Raw genomic sequence first — 26,958 nt, forward strand, 5'->3', positions numbered from 1 at the left:
GGGAGATGGTGAATCACACGGGTTCACTATAGGCGTCGATTCTTAAGCGGCAATGAAGCTTTACAACTCGTTACCGTTGTTACGACACCAACTGCTTCTTTCTAGCGTGTGACGCGATCCGTTCAGTCCATCATTCCCCAGTTGTAAACAGGCGATTTGATGCCTGTCAAAAACACTTCTATTGACAGTCCCCGGCATGCGGGAGCGCAGCTTTTCCGCAGCGCTTCGGCTCAGGCGGCGATATGGGCGCCGCGTAAGATGCCGCCGTTCACCACGGCGCGACAGGGGTTCGACCCCATCGCATATGCCAGGTCGGCCGGTCGGGCAATGTCCCACAGCGCCATGTCGGCCACCTTCCCTACTTCCAGGGTGCCGATCTGCCCGTGCAGGCCGAGTGCGCGCGCCCCATGGATGGTGGCGCCGAGCAGGGCTTCCTGCGGCGTCAGGCGCCACAGGGTGCAGGCCATGTTCATCGCCAGCAGCAGGGACGTCATCGGCGACGTCCCCGGGTTGCAGTCGGTGGCGACGGCCATCGGCACGCCGGCTTCGCGCAGTGCGGCGACCGGTGGCGGCGTGGACTCGCGCAGGAAATAGTAGGCGCCCGGCAGCAGCACGGCCACGGTGCCGGCGGCCGCCATGGCATCGATGCCGGCCTGGTCCAGGTATTCGAGGTGGTCGGCCGACAGGCCGCCATAGCGCGCCACGAGCGCCGCGCCGCCCTGGCTTGATAACTGCTCGGCATGCAGCTTGACGGGCAGGCCGAGCCTGCGCGCCGCCTCGAACACGCGCTCGGCCTGCGCATGGGTGAAACCGATGCGTTCGCAGAAGGCGTCCACCGCGTCGACCAGGCCATGGCGGGCAAGCTGCGGCAGCATTTCGCTGCACAGCGCGTCCACATAGTCGTCGGGGCGGCCCGCGAATTCCGGCGGCAGCGCGTGGGCGCCGAGGAAGGTGGTGGCGACCCGCACCGGCAGGCGCCCGGCGACCTGGCGCGCGGCGCGCAGCATGCGCTCCTCGGCGCCCGCTTCGAGGCCGTAGCCGGACTTGATCTCGAGCGTGGTGACGCCTTCGGACAGCAGCCGGGCCACGCGCGGCAGGCTTTGCGCCAGCAGGGTGTCGACATCGGCCTCGCGTGTGGCGCGCACCGTCGACATGATGCCCCCGCCCTGGCGTGCGATGTCTTCATAGGTGGCGCCGTTCAGGCGCGCTTCCCACTCGTTGCTGCGGTTGCCGGCGTGGACGATGTGGGTGTGGCAGTCGACCAGGCCGGGCGTCATCCAGGCGCCGCCGCAGTCGTATTCGCTCGATGCCTGCGGCTTTGCCGCGCGCGGACCGATCCAGGCGATGCGTCCATCCCGGACGGCGAGCGCGGCGTCCTCGATCTCGCCGTAGCCGCCGACCATCGTCGCGAGACGGACGTTGGTGAACAGCAGGTCCGCCACCTCACTCATAATATGTCTCGTCCTCTTCGTCGCCGTGGTACCAGACGTCGACGATGTAGACCATGCCCTGCCCCTCCAGCTTCCAGACGGAGCCGCCTTCGAGCACCACCGCGTCGTAGCGCACCAGGCCGATGCGCTCGCCTTCGTTGCGCAGTTCCAGCGCGTCGCCCTCGGCCAGGAACAGCACCGTCACGTCGGCGCGCGCCACGAAGGTCGAGTCGCCCGACAGGCGCCGGCGTCCGAAGGTGTGGTAGCAGCGCTCGCTGCGCGTCATGGCGTTGAAGTCGGTGCTGCCGCCGCGATTGAGCTTGGCCTCGACCTTCGAGCTGCCGTCGAAAGCGACCACCGGATCGGCATCGGTGACCAGGGTCGGCTCGCCGTCGATTTCCAATGTCATGCCGTGCCCCTCGACCAATGCCAGGGTACGGTCCACGCCGGGGAACAGGGAAAAAGCGCCATCCTTTTCGATGGTGGCCAGGCTGACGCGCCAGTCGAAGTCCTCGAAGCCGGAATCCGGCGGGCCGATGGCGATTTCGGTCGTGCTGCCGCCGCCGTTCTTCCACGGCACCGGAGCGAGCGCCGCGAAGGGGATCAGAGTGGTCATTGGCTTACCTCCCGTAGTTCATTGACTGCATCCCGGTAGCGCCGCGCGATCGCGTCCTGCGCCACGTGGCGGCCGCCCTGCACCACCCAGCGTCCGCCGCACAGAACGTCGCGCACCAGGTTGTCGTTACCGCAGAACAGGAAGCGGCCCAGCACTTCCTCGTCCCGTACGCCGTCCAGGTTCGGGTGGCTGTCGTCCAGCACCAGCAGGTCCGCACGCAGGCCGACGGCGAGCGCGCCGACCTTGCGGCCGGCCGCCTGGGCGCCGCCACGCAAGGCAGCTTGCCACAAGTACTGGCCGACGTCGCGCTGTTGGGACGTGAAGGCGACGTTGCGGCGCTGATGCTGCAGGCGCTGGCCGTATTCCAGCCAGCGCAGCTCCTCGACCGGGCTTTGCGACACGTGGCTGTCGCTGCCGATGCCGAAGCGTCCGCCCGCATCGATGAAGGGCCGCAGCGGGAACAGGCCGTCGCCGAGGTTGGCCTCGGTGGTCGGGCACAGGCCGGCCACGGCGCCGCTGCGGGCGATCGCCTGCACTTCCTGGTCGTTCAGGTGGGTGGCGTGCACCAGGCACCAGCGCTCGTCGACCGCGACCTGGTCCATCAGGTATTCGACCGACCGCTTGCCACAAAACGCGAGGCTCTGCTCCACCTCCCCCTGCTGCTCGGCGATATGGATGTGCAGCGGGCGCCCTTGCGGCAAGGCCGCGGACAGTTCCCGGATCTGCGCGATGGTGGCCGCGCGCAGCGAGTGCGGCGCCGCGCCGACCTCGAGCTGGCCGCCGCGCAAGGGCGACAGCGCGTCCACGATGCCGAGGATGTCGTCGACACCGGTGCGGAAGCGCCGTTGCTCGGGTTTGAGGGGCTGTTCGCCGAAACCGGCGTGGCTGTACAGCACCGGCAGCAGGGTCAGGCCCATGCCGGTGGCGTGGGAGGCAGCAGCGACGCGCTCGGCCGTCTCCGCAGGGCGCGCATAGGCTTCGCCGCCCGGCGCGCGCTGCAGGTAGTGGAATTCGCACACCGAGGTGTAGCCGTGACGCAGGCACTCCGCGAACAGCTGGGCGGCGATCGCCTCGATCTGCCCAGGCGTGATGCGGGCGGCGAAGCGGTACATCAGGTCGCGCCAGGTCCAGAAGCTGTCCGGGCCCTCGCCCGCCACCTCGGTCAGGCCGCCCAGTGCGCGCTGGAAGGCGTGCGAATGCAGGTTGACCATGCCCGGCAGGACGTGGTCGGCGCGCGGCACGCCCAGTGGAGCCGTGGCCTGGGCCTCGACCCGCGTCAGGTCGCCGTGCGCATCCCATTCGAGCAGCACGTCGCGCCGCCAGCCGTCCGGCAGCAATGCATGGCGCGCGAACAGGGCTCTCATGCGCGCACCCAGTCGGCCGCGGCCTTGACCATGTCCTTCAGCAGGGGCTGGACCTCGCCTGCGACCTCGGGACGGTACTCGAAAGGCGGCGCTTCGTTCATGTACAGGCACTGGCACATCTCGAGCTGGATCGCGTGCACGCCCTGCGCCGGCTGGCCATACTTGCGCGTGATGTGGCCGCCCTTGAAGCGGCCGTTCACGGCGATGCTGAAGCGGTCCTGGGCGCGTGCGACACCGACCACGGCCTCCTGCAATCCGGGATCGCAGGACGCGCCATCCGCGGTGCCGAAGTTCAGGTCCGGCAGGCGGCCCTCGAAGAAGCGCGGCACGATGGAGGCGATCGAGTGCGCATCCCACAGCACCACGCGACCGAACTCACGTTTCAAGCGGTCGAGTTCCTCGCGCAGCTGTTCGTGGTAAGGCATCCAGTAACGTTCCAGGCGCCGCCGCACTTCAAGCTCATCGGGCGTGCGGCCTTCCAGGTAGAGGCTCTCGCGGCCGAAGGTGTCGACCGGACACAGTCCCGTGGTGTCCATGCCCGGATACAGATTGGTGTTCTCGGGCGGACGGTTCAGGTCGATGAGATAGCGCGACCAGCGCGCCGAGATGGTCGACACGCCCATCTCTTCCAGGAAGCCGTACAGTTCCGGCAGGTGCCAGTCGGTGTCGGCGGTCGACGCCGCGCAGGGCGTCATGGTCGCCAACACCTCGTCCGGGATGTCGGTGCCCGCATGGGGCATCGACACGAGCATGGGGAGCCTGCCTGCCTTGAACCGGAAATCCATGTCCTCTCCAAATAGATTAACGAAGATTGATTACGGGTGCAGCACGGTGAACAGTTCCTTGCACGAGGCCGACAGTTCGCCCTCGACCACCATCTTGCGCGCAGCCTCGATGTCCGGAGCGAAGAAGCGGTCCGCATCGTAGGGCGCCACGCGCGAACGCAGCTGGGCGTGCACGTGCTCCAGGTGGTCGGAACTCGTCAATGGCCGGTGGAACTCGATGCCCTGGGCCGCCGCCAGCAACTCGATGCCGACGATAACCGCCGTATTGTGCGCCATCTGGTCCAGACGGCGCGCCGCGAAGGTGGCCATGCTGACGTGGTCTTCCTGGTTGGCCGAGGTTGGCAGGCTGTCGACGCTGGCCGGATGGGCCAGGGACTTGTTTTCCGAGGCCAGCGCGGCGGCCGTGACGTGGGCGATCATGAAGCCCGAGTTCAGGCCCGGCTCCTTCACCAGGAAGGCCGGCAGGCCGGACAGGTTGGCGTCGATCAGCAGGGCGATGCGGCGTTCGGACAGGGCGCCGATCTCGGCGATGGCCAGGGCCAGGGTGTCGGCGGCGAAGGCCACCGGCTCGGCGTGGAAGTTACCGCCCGAGATGATCGCCCCATCCTCCGGGAACAGCAGCGGGTTGTCGGTCACCGCGTTGGCCTCGATCAGCAGGGTCCGGCCGGCATTGGCGATCAGGTCCATGGCGGCGCCCATCACCTGGGGCTGGCAGCGCAGGCTGTAGGGGTCCTGCACGCGCTCGTCGCCCACCAGGTGGGAGGCGCGGATGGCGCTGCCCTTGACCAGTTCGCGGTAGATGTGGGCCGCCGCGATCTGGCCGGGCTGGCCGCGTACCGCGTGGATGCGGGGGTCGAAAGGCGCATCGCTGCCGCGCGCCGCGTCGACCGACAGGGAACCGGCCACCATGCCCGCCTCCAGCAGGCGCTCGGCCATGAACAGGCCGTGCAGGGCCAGCGCGGTCGAGACCTGGGTGCCGTTGATCAGGGCCAGGCCCTCTTTCGCGGCCAGGGTGACGGGCTCGATGCCGGCGGCCTTCAGGGCTGCGGAGGCTTCCATCAGTTCGCCACGATAACGCACCGGGCCGACGCCCAGCATGGCCAGGGTCATGTGGGCCAGCGGCGCCAGGTCGCCCGAGGCGCCGACCGAGCCTTGACTCGGAATCGCCGGCATGATGCCCGCGTTGTACAGGGCAATCAGGGTCTCGATGATCAGCGGGCGCACGCCCGAGTAGCCGCGCGCCAGGCTGCCGATCTTGGTCAGCACGATCAGGCGGACGATGTTGTCGGCGATGAGTTCACCGGTGCCCACCGCATGCGACAGGATCAGGTTGCGCTGCAGCGCTTCCAGCTGGTCGTTCGGGATGTGGGCCTTGGCCAGGATGCCGAAGCCGGTGTTGATGCCATAGGCCGGGTCGCCCTTGGCGGTGATCTTCTGGACCAGGGCGCAGGAAGCCTCGACCGCGGCCCAGGCTTCGGGTGCGAGTTTCACAGGCACGTGGGCGGCCCAGACGGCGCGCAGGTCGGCCAGGCGAAGTTCACCCGGTTGCAAAGTCAGATGGTGGTGCGAATCGTTCATGCTCTTGCTCTTTACTTGATCATCGGGAGAATCAGGCCATTCTTCCTGGCCGTCTCGATTGCGCTGTCGTAGCCCGCATCGGCGTGACGCATCACGCCCGAGCCGCTGTCGTTCACCAGCACGCGCGCCAGGCGCTGCGCGGCCGCCTCGGTGCCGTCGGCCACGATGACCACACCCGAGTGTTGCGAGTATCCCATGCCCACGCCGCCGCCATGGTGCAGCGAGACCCAGGTGGCGCCGCCCGCGGTGTTGAGCAGGGCGTTGAGCAGGGGCCAGTCCGACACCGCATCGGTGCCGTCGCGCATGGCTTCGGTCTCGCGGTTCGGGCTCGCCACGGAACCGGTGTCGAGGTGGTCGCGGCCGATCACGATCGGCGCTTTCAGTTCGCCCGTGCGCACCATCTCGTTGAAGGCCAGGCCGGCCAGGTGGCGTTCGCCCAGGCCGAGCCAGCAGATGCGCGCCGGCAGGCCCTGGAAGGCGATGCGTTCGCGCGCCATGTCGAGCCAGCGGTGCACCCGCGCGTGCTGCGGGAACAGCTCCTTGATCTTGGCGTCGGTCTTATAAATGTCTTCCGGGTCGCCGGACAGCGCCACCCAGCGGAATGGCCCGCGGCCTTCGCAGAACTGGGGACGGATGTAGGCGGGCACGAAGCCGGGGAAGTCGAAGGCGTTCTCGACGCCCTCGTCCTTGGCCACCTGGCGGATGTTGTTGCCGTAGTCGACGGCATGGGAACCCATGGCCTTGAAGTCGAGGATGGCGCGTACGTGCACGGCGCAGGACGCGGCGGCGGCCGCCTTCAGGCGCGCATGCTGCGACGGGTCCTGCTGGGCTGCCTTCCACTCTTCCACCGACCAGCCGGACGGCAGGTAGCCGTTGATCAGGTCGTGGGCCGAGGTCTGGTCGGTGACGAGGTCCGGCACCAGGCCGCCCGCTTTCGCGCGGCGCACCAGCTCCGGCAGCACGTCGGCGGCATTGCCGAGCAGGCCGATGGAGACGGCTTCGCGCTTGTCCGTGTATTCCTTCACCATCGCCAGCGCTTCGTCGATGTCGCGCGCCTGCTTGTCGAGGTAGCGGGTGCGCAGGCGGAAGTCGATGCTGCTCTGCTGGCACTCGATGTTGAGCGACACGGCGCCCGCAAACGTCGCGGCCAGCGGCTGGGCGCCGCCCATGCCGCCCAGGCCCGCGGTGAGGATCCAGCGGCCCGCCATGTCGCCGCCGAAGTGCTGGCGGCCGGCCTCGGCGAAGGTCTCGTAGGTGCCCTGCACGATGCCCTGGGTGCCGATGTAGATCCAGCTGCCGGCGGTCATCTGGCCGTACATGAACAGGCCCTTGCGGTCCAGCTCATTGAAGTGTTCCCAGTTGGCCCACTTGGGCACCAGGTTGGAATTCGCCAGCAGCACGCGCGGGGCGTCCGCATGGGTGCGGAACACGCCGACCGGTTTGCCGGACTGGATGAGCAGGGTCTGGTCGTCTTCCAGTTCGCGCAGCGAGGCGAGGATCTGGTCGTAGCACTCCCAGTTGCGGGCGGCGCGGCCGATGCCGCCGTAGACGACCAGCGCCTGCGGGTTCTCGGCCACCTCGGCGTCGAGGTTGTTCTGGATCATGCGGTAGGCGGCTTCGGTCAGCCAGCTCTTGCAGGAGAGTTCGCTGCCGCGTGGGGCGCGGATGACGCGCGTGGGGTCGAAGCGGGGGTCGTGGGGCATCGGTGAGTTCATGGCGGCTCCTGGGTTGGAATCTGCAATGAGTCTAGGTTGTCTATACAACCAAGTCAACCACTTTCATCGTTACGCTTGATGCCTTTCACGGGGGTGGGCGACGGACCCGCCGCCCACCCGGGCGCTTACTTCTTGAACACCTGCTTGCCACCCACCCAGGTTTCCAGCACGCCGGTCTTGAAGATGTCATACGTCGACATGCGGAACAGGTCGCGGTCGATCACGATGAAGTCGGCGTGCTTGCCCACTTCCAGCGAACCGAGGCTGTTTTCCTGGTGGCCGGCGTAGGCCGCGTCCAGGGTGAAGCAGCGGAAGGCTTCCTTGAGCGACATCGCCTGGTTCGGGTACCAGCCCGCCACCGGCTGGCCGGCGTGGTCCATGCGGGTGACGGCGGCGTGGATGCCGTAGAAGGGGTTCGGCGACTCGACCGGGAAGTCCGAACCGCAGGCGATGCGCGAACCCTGGTGCAGGAAGCTGCGCCAGGCGTAGGCGCCCTTGATGCGCTCCGGACCGACGCGGGTCTCGGCCATGTTCTTGTCCGAGGTCGCGTGGGTCGGCTGCATCGAAGGAATGATGCCCAACTGTTGGAAACGCGGGATGTCCTGGGCCGTCACCACCTGGGCATGTTCGATGCGGTGGCGCTGGGCTGCGCTCTTGGTGACGCCGAGTTCCTTCTGGTAGATGTCGAGGATCTGCTTGTTGCCGGCATCGCCGATCGCATGCACATTCACCTGGTAGCCCTTGCGCATGGCCTTGGTCATCATCGCGTCCATCTGCGCGGCCTTGAAGAACAGCAGGCCATGCGAATGCGGCTCGTCGCTGTATGGCTTGATGAGGGCCGCGCCGCGGCTGCCCAGGGCGCCGTCGGAATACAGTTTCACGGCGCGCAGCGCGTACATGCCGTCGGCGTAGTCCTTCAGCGGGCCCTTCCTGGCCAGCTGGTCGAAGTCCGCGCCGGTGCCGCCGATCATGGCGTAGACGCGCGCGGTGAGTTTCTTCTGGTCCGCGTAGTCGCGGTAGAGGCGGTCTTCCGCCACGCCGATTCCGGCGTCGTGCACGGTGGTCAGGCCCACGCGCGCCAGTTCCTGCAGCGATTTGTCGAGCATCACGCGCCCTTCCGCCTCGGTCTGGGCGGGCATGACCTTGGTCACCAGCTCCTGGGCCGAATCGATCAGCACACCTGTCGCCTCGCCGTTAGCGTCACGGTGAATCTTGCCGCCGGCCGGGTCCGGGGTCGATCTGGTGATGCCGGCCAGCGCCAGGGTGCGGCTGTTGGCCCAGCCGGCGTGGCCGTCGACGCGCTCCAGCCAGACCGGCTTGTCTGCTACCACCGCGTCGAGTTCCTGGGCGGTCGGGAAGCGGCCCAGCTTCCAGTTCTCCTGGTTCCAGCCGCGGCCGCGGATCCAGGCGTGGTTCGCGTTGGCCTTGGCATAGTCGGAGATGGACTTGATGGCGCCGGCCAGCGAGGTGGAGCCGGACAGGTCGAGCTGGGTGAGCTGCTGCCCCAGGCCGAACACGTGGCCGTGCGCGTCGATCAGGCCCGGCAGCACGGTGCGGCCCTGCATGTCGACCTGGCGTGCGCCCTTCGCCCTGGCCGTCACCTCGGCATTGCTGCCCACGGCCGTGATGCGTCCTTTTTCGTCGAACGCGAGTGCGCTGAACTGCAGCAGCTCTCCCTTGGCGTTCAGGGTGTAGCCGTTGGCGTTCGTAATGACGGTGTCGGCATGCGCCGAGGACAGGACACCGAGGCCGGCAAGGACGATCAGGGACGAGAGGGGGATGTGGCGCGCGCGCATGCTTTCTATTCTCCGTTTTTGTAGGGGCCCGCGCCTCGTGGGCGCAGCAAAACGGAGTGTATAGAAATTCAAGGAGCGGGCATAGGGCGCCCCGGCCGGCTAGGTCGCGTCGTGGAAGATGATCCCCAATGTATGCCGGGTTCCGCTGCGCAGGCGGCTGACGCCATGACGCATTGCGACGCGGTAGACGCCGCGCGTGCCCTGCACCGGCCGCTGGTTCACCGGGAAGACCACCGCGTCGCCCTGCGTCAAGGGCACCACCTCGGCGCGCGACTGCATGCGCGGGCGCTGCTCCGTCAATACGAATTCGCCGCCCTCGAAGTCCTCGCCGGGCCGGGATAACAGCACCGCCACCTGCAAGGGGAATACCAGTTCGCCGTAGAGGTCCTGGTGCAGGCAGTTGTAGTCGCCGGCGCGGTAGCGCAGCAGCAGCGGCGTCGGCCGCAGCTGCCCGGCCGCGTGGCAGCGCGCCAGGTAGTCCGCATGCTCGCTTGGAAAGCGCGTATCGAGCCCCAGCGCCGCCTGCCAGCGGTTGGCGATCGCCGCCAGCGGCGGATACAGCTCCGTGCGCAATGCCGCCAGCGGGGCGGGCAGCGGGTAGGCGAAGTACTGGTACTCGCCGCGCCCGAAGCCGTGACGCTCCATGACGACGCGGCTGCGAAACAGGGACGGGCGCTCATACAGCGCAGCCGCCGCCGCGCAGTCCTTCACGGAGAGCAGGCCGGGGATCACGGCGCAACCGAAGGCGTCCAGCGCTTGCGCCACCTCGCTCCAGTCGGTCACTGCCCGGCCTCGCGTTCGAGCAGGGTGCGCTTGCGCTCGATGCCCCAGCGATAGCCGGACAGGCCGCCATCGGTCCGCACCACGCGGTGGCAGGGAATCGCCACCGCCACCGGATTCGCCGCGCAGGCGCTGGCCACCGCCCGGGCACCGGTCGGCATGCCCAGGCGCTCGGCCAGTTCGCTGTAGCTGACCGTGACACCAGCCGGCACCGCGCGCAGCGCTTCCCACACGCGGCGCTGGAAGGCGGTGCCGCGCACGTCGAGCGGCAGGTCCAGGCCGATCTGCGGCGCCTCCACAAAAGCGACCACCTGCGCCACCACCCGTTCGTACTCGGGCTCCGCACCGATCAGCTCCGCCTGCGGGAAGCGCTCCTGCAGGTCATGCACCAGCGGCTCGGGCTCGTCGCCGATCAGGATGGCGCAGATGCCCTGGCTGGTGGACGCCACCAGGATCGCGCCGAGCGAGCAGCCGGCGACGGCGAAGCGGATGGTCTCGCCCTGCCCGCCCGCGCGGTAGCGGGCGGGCAGCATGCCGAGGGCCCCGGCACTGGCTTCATAAAAGCGCCCGCTCGAGCCGAAGCCCGCTTCGTAGAGGGCATCGGTGACGCTGGGCGCACCCGCCAGACCCTGCTGCAGGCGCGCGGTGCGGCGCGCGGCCGCATAGGCCTTGGGGGTGATTCCGGTGTGCAGCTTGAACAGGCGGTGGAAGTGGAAGCGGCTCAGGCCCACCGCCTCGGCCAGGGTGTCCAGGCTCGGGGTTTCCTCGGCCTCGTCGATGAGGCGGCAGGCCCGGGCCACGGCGGCGGCCTGGCGCTCTGCCAGCGGCGGCAGATTCGGTTCGCAGCGCCGGCAGGCGCGAAAGCCGGCCGCTTCCGCATCCTGGGGGCTGGCGTGGAAGGCGACGTTGGCGCGCAGGGCGCCGCGCGAGGGGCAGGAAGGCCGGCAGTAGACACCGGTGCTGCGCACCGAATAGTAGAACTGGCCGTCGGCGTCGCGGTCGCGGCGCTGGACCGCGGCCCAGCGTGCTTCCTCACTGTCGTAGATGTTGCTCATGGCGTTCATGTTGGGTGTCCGGAGAATGTCGCGATGCCTGCACGATATGCCCGCGCCGACGCCGGGTCACTCCGGCTCTTGCTTTCGAATTGCAGTGCTAGAATCCGGGGCGCGGCTGCGTGCCGCAATCCGCCTATCGCATGTGTCCCCGGAGAGTAGTTTGGAAGAACAGATCGCGCAAGACAGCACCCCCATTTTCCAGCGTATCAAGGATTACCTGGTCGGCGAGATCGCGTCCGGCCGCTGGAAGGAAGGCGACCTGGTGCCCTCCGAGCAGGCGCTGGTGCGCCAGTTCGGGGTCTCGCGCATGACCGTCAACCGCGCCGTGCGCGAGCTCACCGCCGAGGGCGCGCTGGTGCGGCGCCAGGGTTCCGGCACCTATGTGGCGCCGCAGAAATACCAGGCGACCCTGGTCGAGATCCGCAACATCGCCGACGAGATCCGGGCGCGCGGCCGCGCCCACCGCAGCCAGCTGCGCCTGCTGCGCGAGGAGCCGTCCACCGAGGAACTCGCCGCCGAGTTCGAGCTCGCAAGCGGCGCTGCGCTCTTCCATTCGATCATCGTGCACTTCGAGAACGACGTGCCGATCCAGGTCGAGGACCGCTGGGTCAACCCGGCATGCGCCCCCCACTACCTGGAGCAGGACTTCGCCACCATCACCCCGAACGAGCACCTGATGGCGGCCGCGCCGCTGCAAGGCGCCACCTACGGCATCGAAGCCCAGCCGGCGCCCGGCGAGGTCGCGGCCATGCTGGGCGTCAAGGCCGGCCTGCCCTGCCTGGTACTGCACCGCCGCACCACCTCCGGCGGACGGGTGGCCTCGGTGGCGACGATGTGGCATCCGGGTCATCTGGCGCGCTTCACCGGCAGCGTATAAGGCCTCGTAACAGGAAGCAGCGCAAGCCGCACGCACTTCATGCGGGGCGCATGCAACACCCGTGTTCATTATTTCCACGCAACTCGAAAACTTCGCCATAATGGCCCCCGGTTCAATTACCCAGGGTCTCCCATGCAGCCACCGTCCTCACCAGCACCGCACGCCAGGCGCGTCCTGCTGCTCGACGACGACCGCTTCATGCTGGACGTGCTGCGCGACATGCTGGACATGCTCGATGGCTCTGGCCCCTTCGACGTGCACGCCGAGATCGACGCGCGGCGCGCCCTGGCCGCCCTGCCGCGCCATGCCCCCGAGCTCCTGATCTGCGACCTGGCCATGCCCGAGATGGATGGCATCGAATTCCTGCAGGCCGCCGCCGGCCAGGGCTTCAATGGCCGCGTCATCCTCGTCTCGGCCATGGAAGACGGGGTGCGCAATGCCGCCACCGAGCTGGCGCGCGCCCTCGGATTGCAGGTGGCAGGGGCCTTCCGCAAGCCGCTCGCGATCGAGCAGCTGCGCCGCGCGGTGCAATGTTGAGATTTTGTACAAACCGCCCCACACTTTTTGAAAAAATGGGGTATTATTCGGCACATCCCCGCCTGACACCCCCTTGCCGTCCTTCCATATTGTTTTTTGCACACAGTGCCTCCACCATTGTGTAGCAGCTCATTTATTAGATGAGCAGAGCACGGAAGCCGTGCCCGGGGCCTCGCAGGATCGGCCCAGGCCGCCAGGCGTTATTTGATCCTTACCTCATCTGAGGAACCTATGAGCGAAAACATTAAACACATCAGCGATGCAACCTTCGATGCCGAAGTGCTCAAGTCCGAGCGCCCGGTGCTGGTCGACTTCTGGGCCGAGTGGTGCGGTCCGTGCAAGATGATTGCACCGATCCTGGAAGAAGTCGCCAAGGAATACGAAGGCAAGCTGACCATCGCCAAGGTCGACGTGGACGCGAACCAGGCCGTGCCGGCCAAGTTCGGTATCCGCGGCATCCCGACCCTGATCCTGTTCAAGAACGGTGTCGCAGCGGCGCAGAAGGTTGGCGCCATGGCCAAGGGCCAGCTGACTCAGTTTATCGACAGCAACATCTGATACTGATACCATGAGCGGCGGCAGCGCGCCCGCGTTGCCGTCATGTCGGGAAGCTCACCGGCTCCGGTGCTTCCCAGCTTACAAACCCCGTAGTTCCCTCCCCTACCTTTACTTTCCCGTCACGGGACACCCACACAAACATGCATTTATCTGAACTGAAGGCAATGCACGTCTCCGCGCTGCTGGAGATGGCCATCGGCCTCGACATCGACAACGCAGCCCGCCTGCGCAAACAGGAACTGATGTTCGCGATCCTGAAGAAGCGCGCGAAGCAGGGCGAACAGATCTTCGGCGACGGCGCCCTCGAGGTGCTGCCGGACGGCTTCGGCTTCCTGCGTTCGCCGGACGCCAGCTACATGGCCTCGACCGACGACATCTACATCTCGCCGTCGCAGATCCGCCGGTTCAACTTGCATACGGGTGACTCGATCGAAGGCGAAGTGCGCACGCCGAAGGACGGCGAGCGCTACTTCGCGCTGGTGAAGGTGGACAAGGTCAACGGCGAATCGCCCGAAGCCTCGAAGCACCGCATCCTGTTCGAAAACCTGACGCCGCTGCACCCGCAGGTGCCGCTGCGCCTCGAGCGCGACATGAACGGCGCCGAGAACATCACCGGCCGCATCGTCGACCTGATCTCGCCGATCGGCAAGGGCCAGCGCGGCCTGCTGGTCGCTTCGCCGAAGTCGGGCAAGTCGGTCATGCTGCAGCACATCGCCCACGCGATCACCGCCAACCACCCGGACGTGACCCTGATCGTCCTGCTGATCGACGAGCGTCCGGAAGAAGTGACCGAAATGCAGCGTTCGGTGCGCGGCGAAGTGGTCGCCTCGACCTTCGACGAGCCGGCCACCCGCCACGTGCAGGTCGCCGAGATGGTGCTGGAAAAAGCCAAGCGCCTGGTCGAGATGAAGAAGGACGTCGTGATCCTGCTGGACTCGATCACCCGCCTGGCGCGCGCCTACAACACCGTGATCCCGGCCTCGGGCAAGGTCCTGACCGGCGGTGTCGACGCCAACGCCCTGCAGCGTCCGAAGCGCTTCTTCGGCGCCGCGCGTAACGTCGAGGAAGGCGGCTCGCTGACCATCGTCGCGACCGCCCTGATCGAAACCGGCTCGCGCATGGACGACGTGATCTACGAGGAATTCAAGGGCACCGGTAACATGGAAGTCCACCTCGAGCGCCGCCTGGCCGAGAAGCGCGTCTACCCGGCGATCAACCTGAACAAATCGGGTACCCGCCGTGAAGAACTGCTGATCAAGCCGGACCAGCTGCAGAAGATCTGGATCCTGCGCAAGCTGCTGTACTCGATGGACGAGATCGAGGCGATGGAGTTCATCCTCGACAAGATGCGCGCGACCAAGAACAATGTCGAATTCTTTGACATGATGCGCCGCGGCGGCTGATAGCCGACTGCGACTCGCGCGACGAGGCGGCCTGCGGGCCGCCTTTTTTGTGCCTGCACGGGCACAGGCGGCCCGGCCGGGATTGCCTCGAAGGCCAAACCCCTCTATAATCGCCGGTTCAGTCCAACCCTGGGCAAGTGATCGGCAATCGGGTCAAGAAGCAAGTCGACCGACGAAGTGCCGTTTGGCTACCTACTCAATCGAAAGCACCAAATCATGAAGACCGATACCCATCCGGATTACCGCGAAGTCCTGTTCCACGACGTGTCGTGCGATTTCAAATTCATCACCCGTTCGACCATCAACACCCGCGAAACCGCTACCTACGAAGGTAAAGAGTACCCGCTGGTGAAGATCGAAGTCTCGGCTGAATCGCACCCGTTCTACACCGGCAAGCACAAGATCGTCGACACCGCTGGCCGCGTCGAGAAGTTCCGCCAGAAGTTCGGCTCGGTCGGTTCGAAGACCTCGGTCGCCAACGGCTAATTCGCCAAGGCGCCACGCAAGCCCCGGGCCGCAGCGCCCTGGGTTGCCAGAAAGAAGCCGGTTCACCGGCTTCTTTTTTTTTCGCGGCTATACTACGCGACTGTTCTTTCCGCTTTCCACGCTGACCTGATGAAACCCGTCCGCCTTCCCGCCGCCGCCACACTGGCGCTGCCCCGCTGGGCCCTGCTCGCGCTGGGCATGCTGTACATCCTGCCGGGCCTGATCGGCCGCGACCCGTGGAAGGAAGATGCCGGCCCATTCGGCATCATGTGGACAATGGCGCATGGCTCGTTCAGCGACTGGCTCTACCCGAACATCGCCGGCCTGGCCGCCAGCGAGGAAGGCCCGCTGGCCTTCTGGCTGGGGGCGATGTGCATCAAGCTGTTCGGCTGGATCCTGGGCGACGTGCTGGCCGCCCGCGTCTCGACCATCGGCATTTTCGTGACCGGCGCGATGTCGCTCTGGTACACGGCCTTCCACCTGGGCCGCCGCGCCGAAGCGCAGCCGCTGCGCCTGGCCTTCGGCGGCCAGCCCGAACCCGACGACTACGGCCGCACCCTGGGCGACACCGCCGTCCTGATCTACCTCGGCTGCCTGGGCCTGCTGGTGCAGAGCCACCTGACCCTGGCCGCGACCCTGCAGGGCGCCCTGCTCGCCTACTTCCTCTACCGCGCGGTGCGCTACGTCGAGCACGCCTCGAACCGCAACGCGGTGCTGGTCGGCCTCTCGCTGGGGCTGCTTACCCTCACCCGCGGCGTCATGCCGCCCTTCGTCCTGCTGCTGGCCCTGTACGCCTGCACCCGCTACCTGAAGCTGGCCACCGGCGAGACCCTGCGCCACATGGGCATCGCCGCCGGTGTCGGATTTCTTATCACCCTGGTCTGGATCGTGCCGGCCGCCCTGGTCCAGCCCTACAGCCTGTCGCCGGTCGGCGACTGGCTGGACTGGAACGCCGGCCAGGTCGGCCTGCCGACCCTGGAATCACTCAAGGGATTCTTCCGCATCGGCGTCTGGTTCTTCTGGCCGGCCTGGCCCTTCGCCGTGTGGGCGACCTGGGCCTGGCGCCGCCAGCAGCACCTGCTGCACATCGTCATGCCGGTGTTCTTCTTCCTCGCCCTGACCCTGCTGCTGCTGTGCGACCCGGCGCTGGAGAACGGCGACTTCCTCAAGATGCTGGCGCCCTTGGCGCTGATGGCGGCGTTCGGCCTGCCGACCATGAAGCGCGGCGCCATCAATGCGATCGACTGGTTCTCGGTGATGGTCCTGACCATCCTCGGCGCCCTGGTCTGGCTGTTCTGGATCGCCAAGCTGACCGGCTGGCCGGCCCAGCTGGCCAAGAACGCGCTCAAGCTGGTGCCGGGCTTCAAGCCGGAAGTCGGCATCATCGCCTTCGTGGTGGCCGCCGCGACCAGCGTCGGCTGGATCATGCTGGTCCACTGGCGCTTGTCGCGCCGCCCGCCGGTGCTGTGGCGCGCCGTGGTGCTGTCCTCGAGCGGCCTGATCCTGCTGTGGGTGCTCCTGATGACCCTGTTCCTGCCGGACCTGAACTACAGCAAGAGCTACGCCGGCGTGGCCCAGCAGATCGCGGCGACACTGCCGCACGATGCCGACTGCATCGACAGCAATGTCGGCCCGGCCCAGCGCGCCTCCTTTGCCTACTTCGGCCGCCTGCCCTTCGCCAGCCTGGACGCCAAGGGCTGCCGCTACGTGCTGCTGCAGGACGATATCCGCAACCGCAACAGCAGCGACGACCGCCAGGCGCGCCGCCATGGCGTGCGCGGCGCCACCGTGCTGTGGGAAGGCCGGCGCGCCTCCGACCGCTACGAACGCTTCCGCCTGTTCCGCCGCCCCTGAACCGCTTCTCCTTCGCAATAAAAAGCCGCTGGCCTGACCTCCAGCGGCTTTTGCTTTTCTGGCACGATTCCTGCATGTTTTCCAGCAGTGCGCAGCTCGCCAACCCGAATGTGAGAACCTATGCCTGCAAGGCAGTGCATTTGAGCAGAGTCAATCTCTCCCTTGGGTTGGTGTTCAGAATAAAACTGGTCGCATGTGTAAAGCGATCCCAACCGCTCGAGCAGCGCTGCGAGGAGATACCCATGAAAAGCGTTACCTTTTCGGAAATCGTCAGAATTCGCGAACGGCCCTTTTTCCTGGCCCGGCAGGGCACCTGGCGCCAGCTGCTGCCCTGGGCCCTGACCCTGCTGTTCGGCCTGCCGCTGCTGGTCGGCGCCCTGCACTTCATCGACCCGGACACCCCGCTGGCCTTCATCGTCCTGCCCGCCCTCGCCGGCGCCCTGCTGCCGGCCGCCATGATGGGCCCGGGCCGCTTCGAGATGAACACCCGCTTCGATGCCCGCCACATGCTCGCCACCCTCGACGAAGCCCTGGTCTCGCTGGGCTACCGCCGCACCGTGTCCGACCCGGACCGCCTCAGCTACTTCCGCCCGCGTCCCTGGCTGAGCGCGCGCGACGGCTCCATCGTGGTGGAAGTCTCGCCGCATGCCTTGCAGGTAGAGGGCCCCGTGGGCAGCCTGCGCCTGCTGCAGCAGCGCATCGCCTGCTGAGCACGAAGACCAGTTCCGGGGCCGCACCGCACGGTACTGGTCAGTTACACAAACGGTATGCTAAGATGCGCGCCTGCTATCGGGCCTCTGTGGCGGAATTGGTAGACGCACTTGACTCAAAATCAAGCGCCGAAAGGCGTGCCGGTTCGATTCCGGCCGGAGGCACCAACAACACCCGACGCAACACACCGCAGTTTCCCGCTTCCTGATTAAAAACAAGAACTTAGGTAGCGCGGCGGGCCGGAAGGCTCTCCACACTTTCCCGCATTCGCCCCATTATCTTGTTACGCATTACGCACGTTACGCGATAATTACGCACGGAATACTCAGCAAGGGTTTTAACGTGGCTTCATAAGCAAAAAACGAGCGAGCGGCTGGCAAGTTCAGGTCGCGATCCAAGGCGTCCGAGATTCGAGGGTAATGTCGACAAAGGCCAAGGCGATCGCCTGGGCCACAGCATGAGGCCGAAATTCGCGCCGGCGAAGCAACGGGCACCCAGGCCGGCCGCATGGTCCGCGACGCCTTCGATCGCTACGAGAAGGAGGTCTCAGCTACGAAACGTGGCCAGCGCTTCGAGCAGCTTCGCCTAGCGGCGATCGGTAATGGTTGATCGATGGGAGCCATTCCTCGATATGAAGCTGGCCGACGCAACACCTGAGGAACTCGCGAAGTGGCGCGACCACCGACTGAACATCAACAAGGTTAGCGGCTCGACGGTCAACTGCGACCTAAATTTACTGTCGAGTACTTTTACAGTAGCAAAAGAGGAATGGAAGTGGATCTCGACAAGCCCACTACTCCGACAGCGCTCAGCTGCGAGCCGACCATTCGGCGAGCCGTTGGCCGTGCGCCATTGCGCAGGCGCGACGGCTTAGCTGCCTTGGAATGGCGCTGCGCGCAGCGAGGCAGCGGGCTCCGGCGAGTGGGGAAAGAGCGCGATTGCTCGGTCGACGACGTTGAGCTGGACCTTCGTTTCAACCTTCATCGTTAGTAGCCCCCGAAGCTGGCGACCGAAATGGGCATGCCGCCGGTCGATCTTCGGCAGCCGGCCGTGTGCGCTTCCTGAGTGACGCGGCCTTCTCACGCTCGACGGCCAGCGCGGATTTCCTGGCGATTTCCCATCGAAATCGAACGTCCCTGGAAGGTGATGGTCTTGCCGCCCAGGACAGCCAGTTCGGCCAGTTCGGCCTTCGTATTCTCGGCCACCATGGTTGCTACGGTAGTCATCGGACGCTCCTTGATCTGAGCGCCCACCACTACCTCCGGCACAGTCCCATTTCTGAGGAAAAATGGGACACTCGCCACGCGAATGACTATAGCGTGGGCAGCCACCCTGGGCAGCCGCCATATAGTGCCAAACTTTGATGCTTCTACTTCACGATGAGAACTAAAGCAAAGGATCGTACTTACAATAGTAAGATGCCGCTTCTCAGTATTTACAAAACTGTGACTTTTCAGGAGGGTCTAGAGATTTCAGGCTGCTACCATGCTACGGCACACTTCGGATTTCACAGTTCACAATTACAGGAGTCAATGGATATCACTCTCGTTGGCTTTCCCACTGACGGGCTAGAAATTCCCCCAAGTAATTTGGGTGACGGGCCTCCAGGCGGCGAAACTGAAGTCGAAGATTCGGAGCCACCCGAGGACTGGTGGGGCGGACTTATGCAGGATGCCGGACTCGATGATAACTATTATTTCGAGAAATGGAATGAAAGATGTCAAAACATTTGGCGCTGATTTTACTGAATGGACTGTGACTAACGGGACAACGGAAACTTGAGGAGTTAATTACACTCTATATTCGGGTAACTGGGTTTTCGAAGCAGAGAACAAAGTATTTCAAACACAAGATGGATACGAAACATGGACATCGGCATATTGCCATCATGGCGAAACATTTATGTCGATCGCTCAATTTTATGACGAAGATGTAAATGGCATTCGTTCGATTGTGACAGACCGAGATGGGAATGTCGTCAGGCACGAAGTCGTGCATAATGCGCGACTCGTTAACGGGTTTTTGGTCTATGACGTTAGCACATATTGAGTTGAGTTCCGATAGTTAGTTAGGTTTATTTAAATTACTGAAGTGTGCTATTCTAGGCTGCCCCATGAAATCTATTCAACCTATCGTATTTTCGATATTAGCTTCTTTATCGCTTCCGAGCTTTTCGGTCGATTCTCCTCCTAAGAAAACCGTAACGGTAAGAATTCCGGAAATTTCGCCCTCGGTTCCTAAATCTTGCCTTAGTCTTGCTGAGACAGCATACGACGCCTATGCAAAAGAGTGGAGTACCAACTTAGTTACCCCATTGAACATCAATCAGGATTCGTTTGAGAAAGAAGAGAGTAGCAACCGTGCGGAAATCGACAAGGGTAGTAGACCAGCTAATAGTCACTTGATCCCAGTTGGGACTGTTCCTGTATTTCTGGACTATGCTGACTTAACCGGAACGATGACATCATTATTTATAGAATGCAATAAACGGTTAGCTTTCGTTTCCAAACGTGGCGGAATTATTGATACTACGCGTTGGTTTGGCCCATTTAGTTTTTGATGGACGAGTTATCGCTTCCGGCTCAACGCCTTGCCCCCTCTCTTCATCTCTGCTGTAAACCTTTCCGACATTCCTGACGCATAAACCGCCGGCGCGGCGTGCCGTCCAACGGTGAAGACCCGCATGGATGCGAAGGAATGCGCTGTCGCCGCACCGCTGTTCCCTTCCAGCGGAGCGCATTCTCCTGTCGGAAAGATTTACAGCACGCAGGAGAAGGAGTCAGGGCTTGCGCGACGAGGCAGGCTTGCCGCCCGGCTCCCAGTCTTCGTAACCGCGTTCGATCCTGCGCCCGGTGCCATCGCGCGCCATGGCCTCGAAAGACGCATTCAGGCGCGCGACCACCTCGTCCGGCACGGCGCGGTTGCAGGCCAGGTAGACGCCGATCTCCTTGAAGACCAATAGCGGCACCACTTGCTTCTCATAGCCGTACCGTGCGAGCACATTGCTCTCGCTGCGCATGCTGGCGGCCCACAGGTCGATGCGGCCCGCCATCAGCTTGGGCAGATTGGACAAGTCGTTCGAGGTCGAATCGATGGTGAAGCCGCGGCTGCGCAGCCAGGCTTCGCGCGCATCGCCGTTATAGGTGCCGATGCGCAGGCCGCGCGCATCGTCGAGGCTGCGCAGCTGCAGCTTGCGGTCGGCGCGGCCGAGCAGCACCCACTGGGCGATGTCGGTCGGGCCCACCCATTTGAACAGGGCCTCGCGTTCCGGCGTGCGGGTGGTCGAGTAGACGCAGGCGTCGGGGCGGGTGAGCGCCGCATGGTAGGCGCGTTTCCAGGGCAGGACGTCGATGCGGTAGTCCACGCCTGCGCGGCGCATGGCTTCGCGCACCTTGTCGGTCGCGATGCCGACCACGCGCCCGTCTTCCATCATGCTCGACGGCGCCAGCAGCTCGGTAGTGAGATAGAGGCGTGGGCTGGCCGCGGGGAGTGCGGCGGCGGCTGCCGGCAAGACTGAGCCCAGGCCGGCCAGCGTGAACAGGACAACAATGAATCGGTTGAGCAACATGGCACCTGCTTGACTGCGTTTCGCGTACGTACGACAGAGCATAGCAGTCCGTGGATTTTTTCCATAATGCACGCCATCGGCGGTGGCGCAAGCGCGACACAAAACGTCTGAAACCCGCATGATTCCTGCCTCAAACAAGACTTTCCCAGACGAAAATGCGATACTGCGAAGACCTTTCCTGGGCGCATCTTTTGCCCATCACGCATAAAGCCGCCCCATGTTGCAATTATTCTCAGTCCCGGACGATCCCTCGCTCCTCACCTTTGGGGTGCACGAGCCGCGTTTCGTCCTGCTGTCGGTCCTGATCGCCATCTTCTCGTCCTGGATGGGCCTGCAGGTTGCCGGCCAGGCGGCGGCCAGCCGCTCGCACCGGGTCCTGGTGCTGGCCAGCGGCAGCCTGGCGCTGGGCGCAGGCGTCTGGGCCATGCACTTCATCGGCATGCTGGCCTTCAACCTGTGCACGCCGATCACCTACCACCCCTGGATCACCATCCTGTCCGCCCTGCCGAGCGTCGGCGCCTCCGCCGTGGCCCTGAGCCTGATCTCGCGCCAGCGCCTGGGGCCGATGGGCCTGCTCCTGGGGGGCGTGGTGGTGGGCGCCGGCATCGGCGCCATGCATTATTCGGGCATGGCAGGAATGCAGATGAGCCTGCAGCTGCGCTACGACCCGGCCATGTTCGCGCTGTCGATCGTGGTTGCCGTGGTCCTGGCGACCGTGGCCTTGGGCGTACGCTTCAGCCTGTCGCGGTTCAAGTCGATCAGCGAATCGCGCCGCCTGCTGCTGGCCGCCATCGTCATGGGCTGCGCCATCGCCGGCATGCACTACACCGGCATGGCGGCGGCGCGCTTCGTCGGCAACGTCGAGCCGGGCGACCTGGGTTCCTCGAACAGCTCCTTCCTGGCGCTGGCGATCTCGGTCATCACCGTGGCGTTCACCGCCCTGGTGGCGGCCGCCAACGGCCTGCTGCGCTATCGCCAGATGTTCCTCGACCTGCGCGCCAGCGAAGCCTGGATGCGCGCCCTGCTCACCACCACGGTGGACGGCGTGATCACCATCGCGCGAGACGGTACCATCACCGAATTCAATACCGCGGCCGAGCGCATCTTCGGCTGGCGCCGCGAAGACATCATCGGGAGAAGCGCGGCCGTGCTGATCGCCGACGGCGACATCGCTTCGCACGACGGCCTGCTGGGCCTGGTGCGCGACGGGTATACCGACAAGATGGCCGGCAGCAGCGAGCTCATGGGCAAGCGCAAGGACGGCAGCCTGGTGCCGATCCGCCGCGCGATCGGCCATGCGCGCCTGGACAAGAAGGACCTGTTCGTCTGTTTCATCACCGACATCAGCGAGCGCCGCGCCATCATGCAGGCGCTGCATGCGAGCGAAGCCCAATTCCGCTCCCTGATCGGCAACATCCCCGGCATCTCCTTCCGCTGCACCCGCGAAGGCGACTGGCCGATGGTCTTCATCAGCGACGCGGTCGAGCACGTGACCGGCTACCCGCCTGCGGATTTCCTGGGCAGCAAGGCGCGGCGCCGCTTCGGCACCCTGATCCACGCCGCCGACCGCGTGCGCGTGAACGAGGCGGTCGACGCCTCGCTGGCGGAAGGACGCCCCTACCTGGTCGAATACCGCGTGCTGCACGCCGACGGCAGCGTGCGCTGGCTGTGGGAAAACGGCAGCGGCGTGCGCAACGACCGTGGCGAGATCGAATGGCTGGACGGCGTCATCCTCGACATCACGGAGCGCCGCCAGATGGAAGACGCCCTGCGCGAGGCCAAGGACAAGGCCGAGCAGGCCGCGGCCGCGCGCGCCACTTTCGTGGCCAATATGAGCCACGAGATCCGCACCCCGATGAACTCGATCCTCGGCTTCACCGACGTGCTGCTCGACGGCGAACTGGACAAGGAGCAGCGGCGCCACCTCGACACCATCCGCAAGGCCGGGCGCTCCCTGCTGCGCCTGCTGAACGAGATCCTCGACACCGCCAAGCTCGAAAAAGGCGCGGTCGAGCTGGAGCAGAACGACTTCAACCTGCTGTCCCTGATCGACGAGCTGTCCTCGACCCTGGCCGCGAACGCGCGCGCCAAGGGCCTGCACCTCGACATCCACTACGACCCGGCGCTGCCGACCGGCCTGCGCGGCGACGAACTGCGCCTGCGCCAGGTGCTCACCAACCTGCTCGACAACGCCATCAAGTTCACCCGGCAGGGCGCCGTGACCCTGCGCGTGGGCGCGGAAGCGGACCAGCTGTGCATCGCGGTGAGCGACACCGGCATCGGCATCGCGCCCGAGCGCCTGCAGGCGATCTTCGATCCCTTCACCCAGGCCGACGCCTCGATGACGCGCCGTTTCGGCGGCACGGGCCTGGGCACCACGATCAGCAAGCAACTGGTCGAGCTGATGGGCGGCCGGATCTGGGCCGAGAGCGAACTGGGCAAAGGCACCACCTTCCACGTGCGCCTTCCCCTGGTGCTGGCGCGCTTCGTCCAGCAGGCCCCGCGCGTGCGCAGCGCCGCCGTGCTGCCGCCGCTGAAGGTGCTGGCCGCCGACGACGTGCCGCAGAACCTGGAGCTGTTGCAGCTCCTGATGAGCCGTCGCGGCCATACCCTGACGGCGGTCTCCGACGGCGCCGCCGTGGTCGAACAGGCCACCAGCGGCGACTACGACCTGGTGCTGATGGACTTCCAGATGCCGACGCTCGACGGCCTGGCCGCGACCCGCGCGATTCGCGCGTTCGAGGCCTCGACCGGCCGGCGCCGCACCCCGGTGATCGCGATGACGGCCAGCGTGCTGGCCGAACACCGCCGCGCCAGCGTCGAAGTCGGCATGGACGGTTTCGCCAGCAAGCCGGTCGACTGGTTCACGCTCTCGCACGAGATCGCGCGCGTGCTGGGCCTGGACCAGCAGTGCGACAAGGATGCGCTCGAGCTCCCGGGCCCGGCGCGCGAAGTGCTGAACCGGCGCGCCGGCCTGCACCGCTGGGCCGACAAGGAAGACGTCTACCTGGAAGCGCTCGAGCATTTCGGCCGCCAGTACGGCGACCTGGCGACCACCCTGAAAATGCACGCTGCCGGCGGCGCCCACCAGCAACTGCGCATGCTCGCCCACAAGGTGCGCGGCGTGGCGGCCAACGTCGGCCTGGAACAGCTGTCGGACGCGCTGTCCAGGCTGGAACAGGCCACCAATGCGGTGCCGACCGACGAACGGGCGGCGGCCACGGCCCTGGACGCCTCGACCGCGGCGCTCGGCGAGGCCCTGGCGGCGATCCGCGCCGGCAGCCCGCAGCAGCCGGCTGCGACCGATGAGGCCGAGGCAGCCTACGACCTGGCGCGCGCGCGCCGTGCCGGCGGCGTGCTGCTGCAGGCCCTGCGCCGCGGCGCCCTCGACGATGCCGCCCTGGCGGGCCTGGCCGCCGCGCTGGCCGGCCATCCGGTCGCGCCGCGCGTGGCCCAGATCCAGGGCGCGATCGGCGACTTCGAATTCGACTCCGCCCTGGAACAGCTGGAAGGCGTGATGGCCACTCTCGGCGAATAAGCACCACAGAGATGAACGTATGACCCAACCGAACAACCTCCCGCTGATCCTGGCGGTCGACGACGAGGCCAGCAATCTCCAGCTGCTGCGCCAGATCCTGCAGGATCACTACCGCCTGCTGTTCGCCAAGGACGGCGCACGCGCGCTCGAGCTGGCGCGCCAGGAACGCCCCGACCTGGTCCTGCTGGACGTGATGATGCCGGGGATGTCCGGCTACGAAGTCTGCGCGGCGCTCAAGGCCAACCCGGACACGGCGGCCACGCCCGTGATCTTCGTGACCGCGCTGACCGACACCGCCGACGAACTGGAAGGCTTCGAGGCCGGCGCCGTCGACTACATCACCAAGCCGGTCAGCCCGCCGATCGTGCGCGCCCGCGTGCGCACCCACCTGTCGCTGGTGCGCACCGAAGAGCTGCGCGCGAGCCGCCTGGAGATCGTGCAGCGCCTGGGCCTGGCGGCCGAATACAAGGACAACGAGACCGGCCTGCACGTGATCCGCATGAGCCACTTCTCGCGCATCCTCGGCATCGCCGCCGGCATGGGCGAGCTTGAAGCCGACGACCTGCTGCACGCGGCGCCGATGCACGACGTCGGCAAGATCGGCATCCCCGACCGCATCCTGCAGAAACCGGGACCGCTCGATCCCGAGGAATGGAAGATCATGCAGGGCCACGTGACCATCGGCGCCGAGATCATCGGCGAGCACGACGGCGGCATGCTGGAACTGGCGCGCCAGATCGCCCTCACCCACCACGAGAAGTACGACGGCAGCGGCTACCCGCGCGGGCTGCGCGGCGACGAGATTCCGCTGGTGGGACGGATCGTGGCGATTGCCGACGTGTTCGACGCCCTGACCTCGAAGCGGCCGTACAAGAAGGCGTGGACGGAAGAAGAGGCGCTGGCCTTCCTGCGCGAGCAGAAGGGGCGGCATTTCGATCCGGCGCTGGTCGATCTGTTCATGGAGCAGATGCCGGCGGTGCGGACGGTGCAGCAGCGCTGGGCGGAAGCTTAAAAGCAGCAACGAACCGTAGGGTGGTCGGCTATGCCGACCGCGCGTTCAAATCACGTTTGAATGAACGCGCCGTGCTTTGCATGGTCTAGTTGAACGCGCGGACGGCAAAGCCGTCCACCCTACCGTGCTGGTGGCACGTCCACCAGGCCCACTCCGGTCGCGGCGCTAGAGGCCGCCCGCTTCGCCACCAGCTCCTGGTACAGCGCCGTATACCCCGCCGCCATCTGCTCCGAGGTGAAGATCTCGTGATACCGCGCCTCCGCGCGCGCACCCATGTCGCGCGCCACTTCCGGGTTCTCCCACAGCGTGCGCATCGCGCCGCGCAGGGCCTGGGGATCCGACGGCGGCACCACCAGTCCGGTCTCGCCGTCCACATTGATATAGGTGGTGCCGGTGCCGATCTCGCAGGAGATCATGGGCTTGCCGTACATCGCCCCTTCCAGCAGCGAGATGCCGAAGGCTTCCGAGCGCAGGTGGGAAGGGAAGGCCAGGCCATAGGCCAGGGTCAGCAAGGCCGCCTTGTCCGCCTCGTCCAGCGCGCCGGTGAACATCACGTGCTTCAGGCCCAGGCGCGCGGCCTGTTCTTTCAAGGCCATCTCTTCCGGGCCGGTGCCGACGATCACGATCGGATAGTCGAGGCCCTTGGCCGCTTCCAGCAGGATGTGCAGGCCCTTGTAGTAGCGCAGCACGCCGACGAACAGGAAGAACTTCGGCCCCACCCGCTCGCGCCAATGGGTCAGGCGGCAGGGCTCCACGGTCGGATAGGTCGACTTGTCCAGGCCATAGGTGATGACGCGGGTCTTGTCGCGGTAGCGCTCCAGCACGCTGCTCGAGGCCAGGTAGTTGGGCGAGGCCGCCACGATGCTGTCGACGCTGTCGAGGAAGCGGAATTTCAGGGGCTGGTAGAGGCGCAGCCAGCGCTTCTGGCGCACGATGTCGGAGTGGTAGCTGACCACGGTCGGCTTGTCCACGCGCGCCATGAAGTGCGCCAGGTCCATGAAGGGCCAGGGAAAGTGGTAGTGCACCACGTCGGCCTCCCGCGCCATGCGCGACAGCGCGCCCAAAGCCTGGACCGAGCAGGCGTTCGAGGCGATCTCGAAATTCAGCGGCATGCGGACCACGGTGTGGCCGTCGAACTGGATCGGGGCCAGGTCTTTCTGGCGCGACAGTGACAGCACGGTATTGGTCACGCCCAGGCGCGTCGTGCCGACACACAGCTGGCGGATCACCTGTTCGATGCCGCCCACCGAGTCCGGATAGTACGTCTTGTAGAAATGAAGGACACGCATGTTGGA

The 26,958-nt window shown here is 65.8% G+C and carries 23 protein-coding genes and 1 tRNA gene; 12 read left to right on the forward strand and 12 right to left on the reverse strand.

Translation table 11 applies throughout. The features are described 5' to 3' along the window. Positions 1-230 precede the first annotated feature (230 nt). The 9 genes from hutI to ada all read right to left on the reverse strand — a co-directional run bounded on the left by hutI (position 231) and on the right by ada (position 11,128). Positions 231-1,451, reverse strand: a complete 1,221-nt coding sequence (hutI, locus tag NX780_RS05785) for an imidazolonepropionase (RefSeq protein ID WP_258826907.1) — start codon at positions 1,449-1,451, stop codon at positions 231-233. Further along, positions 1,444-2,046, reverse strand: a complete 603-nt coding sequence (locus NX780_RS05790; protein WP_258826908.1) for a HutD/Ves family protein — start codon at positions 2,044-2,046, stop codon at positions 1,444-1,446. The genes hutI and NX780_RS05790 overlap by 8 nt, the downstream gene beginning before the upstream one ends. After that, the gene (locus NX780_RS05795) at positions 2,043-3,410 is read right to left on the reverse strand and encodes a formimidoylglutamate deiminase (protein ID WP_258826909.1); all 1,368 of its coding nucleotides are present in this window, start codon (positions 3,408-3,410) and stop codon (positions 2,043-2,045) included. The genes NX780_RS05790 and NX780_RS05795 overlap by 4 nt, the downstream gene beginning before the upstream one ends. Beyond that, positions 3,407-4,195, reverse strand: a complete 789-nt coding sequence (gene hutG, locus NX780_RS05800; protein WP_258826910.1) for an N-formylglutamate deformylase — start codon at positions 4,193-4,195, stop codon at positions 3,407-3,409. The genes NX780_RS05795 and hutG overlap by 4 nt, the downstream gene beginning before the upstream one ends. A 30-nt stretch (positions 4,196-4,225) precedes the next feature. Beyond that, positions 4,226-5,773: a histidine ammonia-lyase gene (gene hutH / locus NX780_RS05805; RefSeq protein WP_258826911.1), complete on the reverse strand. Its 1,548-nt coding sequence runs from the start codon at positions 5,771-5,773 to the stop codon at positions 4,226-4,228. 11 nt (positions 5,774-5,784) lie between these two features. After that, a complete protein-coding gene (gene hutU / locus NX780_RS05810; protein ID WP_258826912.1) occupies positions 5,785-7,488 on the reverse strand; it encodes a urocanate hydratase in 1,704 nt (567 codons plus the stop codon). A gap of 125 nt (positions 7,489-7,613) precedes the next feature. Continuing rightward, positions 7,614-9,284, reverse strand: a complete 1,671-nt coding sequence (locus NX780_RS05815; protein ID WP_258826913.1) for an amidohydrolase — start codon at positions 9,282-9,284, stop codon at positions 7,614-7,616. Positions 9,285-9,383: 99 nt separating this feature from the next. Next, positions 9,384-10,067, reverse strand: a complete 684-nt coding sequence (locus NX780_RS05820) for a 2OG-Fe(II) oxygenase (RefSeq protein WP_258826914.1) — start codon at positions 10,065-10,067, stop codon at positions 9,384-9,386. After that, complete coding sequence (ada, locus tag NX780_RS05825; protein WP_370663582.1) at positions 10,064-11,128, reverse strand: bifunctional DNA-binding transcriptional regulator/O6-methylguanine-DNA methyltransferase Ada; 1,065 nt, start codon at positions 11,126-11,128, stop codon at positions 10,064-10,066. Before ada ends, NX780_RS05820 begins: the two co-directional genes overlap by 4 nt. A gap of 151 nt (positions 11,129-11,279) precedes the next feature. Here ada and hutC point away from each other — a divergent pair, with 151 nt between their 5' ends. From hutC to NX780_RS05865, 8 genes are all read left to right on the forward strand, one after another. Continuing rightward, positions 11,280-11,996 (forward strand): histidine utilization transcriptional repressor HutC, encoded by a 717-nt coding sequence (hutC, locus tag NX780_RS05830; RefSeq protein ID WP_258826915.1) that lies wholly within the window; start codon positions 11,280-11,282, stop codon positions 11,994-11,996. A 132-nt stretch (positions 11,997-12,128) separates the two neighbouring features. Next, positions 12,129-12,533, forward strand: coding sequence for a response regulator (locus NX780_RS05835; protein ID WP_258826916.1), 405 nt, complete (start codon positions 12,129-12,131; stop codon positions 12,531-12,533). A gap of 231 nt (positions 12,534-12,764) precedes the next feature. Further along, on the forward strand, positions 12,765-13,091 hold the full coding sequence (trxA, locus tag NX780_RS05840; RefSeq protein ID WP_258826917.1) for a thioredoxin TrxA: 327 nt from the start codon (positions 12,765-12,767) through the stop codon (positions 13,089-13,091). Positions 13,092-13,231: 140 nt separating this feature from the next. Continuing rightward, positions 13,232-14,494 (forward strand): transcription termination factor Rho, encoded by a 1,263-nt coding sequence (gene rho / locus NX780_RS05845; RefSeq protein WP_231056347.1) that lies wholly within the window; start codon positions 13,232-13,234, stop codon positions 14,492-14,494. A gap of 216 nt (positions 14,495-14,710) precedes the next feature. Beyond that, positions 14,711-14,980, forward strand: coding sequence for a type B 50S ribosomal protein L31 (locus NX780_RS05850; protein WP_036251257.1), 270 nt, complete (start codon positions 14,711-14,713; stop codon positions 14,978-14,980). A gap of 129 nt (positions 14,981-15,109) precedes the next feature. Beyond that, the gene (locus NX780_RS05855) at positions 15,110-16,834 is read left to right on the forward strand and encodes an ArnT family glycosyltransferase (RefSeq protein WP_258826918.1); all 1,725 of its coding nucleotides are present in this window, start codon (positions 15,110-15,112) and stop codon (positions 16,832-16,834) included. A gap of 242 nt (positions 16,835-17,076) precedes the next feature. Beyond that, positions 17,077-17,544, forward strand: coding sequence for a hypothetical protein (locus NX780_RS05860; protein WP_258826919.1), 468 nt, complete (start codon positions 17,077-17,079; stop codon positions 17,542-17,544). A gap of 83 nt (positions 17,545-17,627) precedes the next feature. Beyond that, positions 17,628-17,712, forward strand: a tRNA-Leu gene (locus NX780_RS05865). A gap of 912 nt (positions 17,713-18,624) precedes the next feature. Here NX780_RS05865 and NX780_RS05870 read toward each other — a convergent pair. After that, the gene (locus NX780_RS05870; RefSeq protein ID WP_258826920.1) at positions 18,625-18,771 is read right to left on the reverse strand and encodes a hypothetical protein; all 147 of its coding nucleotides are present in this window, start codon (positions 18,769-18,771) and stop codon (positions 18,625-18,627) included. 306 nt (positions 18,772-19,077) lie between these two features. On the opposite strand from NX780_RS05870, the gene NX780_RS05875 reads away from it, so the two are divergent. Beyond that, the gene (locus tag NX780_RS05875) at positions 19,078-19,284 is read left to right on the forward strand and encodes a hypothetical protein (RefSeq protein ID WP_258826921.1); all 207 of its coding nucleotides are present in this window, start codon (positions 19,078-19,080) and stop codon (positions 19,282-19,284) included. 374 nt (positions 19,285-19,658) lie between these two features. Then, positions 19,659-20,105: a hypothetical protein gene (locus NX780_RS05880; RefSeq protein WP_258826922.1), complete on the forward strand. Its 447-nt coding sequence runs from the start codon at positions 19,659-19,661 to the stop codon at positions 20,103-20,105. Between the two features lie 219 nt (positions 20,106-20,324). Here NX780_RS05880 and NX780_RS05885 read toward each other — a convergent pair whose 3' ends face one another. Beyond that, positions 20,325-21,113 carry a substrate-binding periplasmic protein gene (locus NX780_RS05885; RefSeq protein ID WP_258826923.1) on the reverse strand — a complete coding sequence of 263 codons (789 nt, stop codon included), beginning with the start codon at positions 21,111-21,113 and terminating at the stop codon, positions 20,325-20,327. A 217-nt stretch (positions 21,114-21,330) separates the two neighbouring features. Between NX780_RS05885 and NX780_RS05890 the strand changes: the two genes are divergently transcribed. Beyond that, the gene (locus NX780_RS05890; RefSeq protein ID WP_258826924.1) at positions 21,331-24,651 is read left to right on the forward strand and encodes an MHYT domain-containing protein; all 3,321 of its coding nucleotides are present in this window, start codon (positions 21,331-21,333) and stop codon (positions 24,649-24,651) included. Positions 24,652-24,670: 19 nt separating this feature from the next. After that, positions 24,671-25,663, forward strand: a complete 993-nt coding sequence (locus NX780_RS05895) for a response regulator (RefSeq protein WP_258826925.1) — start codon at positions 24,671-24,673, stop codon at positions 25,661-25,663. Positions 25,664-25,782: 119 nt separating this feature from the next. On the opposite strand, the gene NX780_RS05900 is transcribed toward NX780_RS05895, so the two are convergent. Beyond that, entirely contained in the window at positions 25,783-26,952 is a 1,170-nt protein-coding gene (locus NX780_RS05900) for a glycosyltransferase family 4 protein (protein WP_258826926.1), read from the reverse strand. Between the last annotated feature and the right edge of the window lie 6 nt (positions 26,953-26,958).

It is taken from the genome of Massilia agri, from assembly GCF_024753255.1.
Taxonomy (GTDB): Bacteria; Pseudomonadota; Gammaproteobacteria; order Burkholderiales; family Burkholderiaceae_D; genus Telluria; species Telluria agri.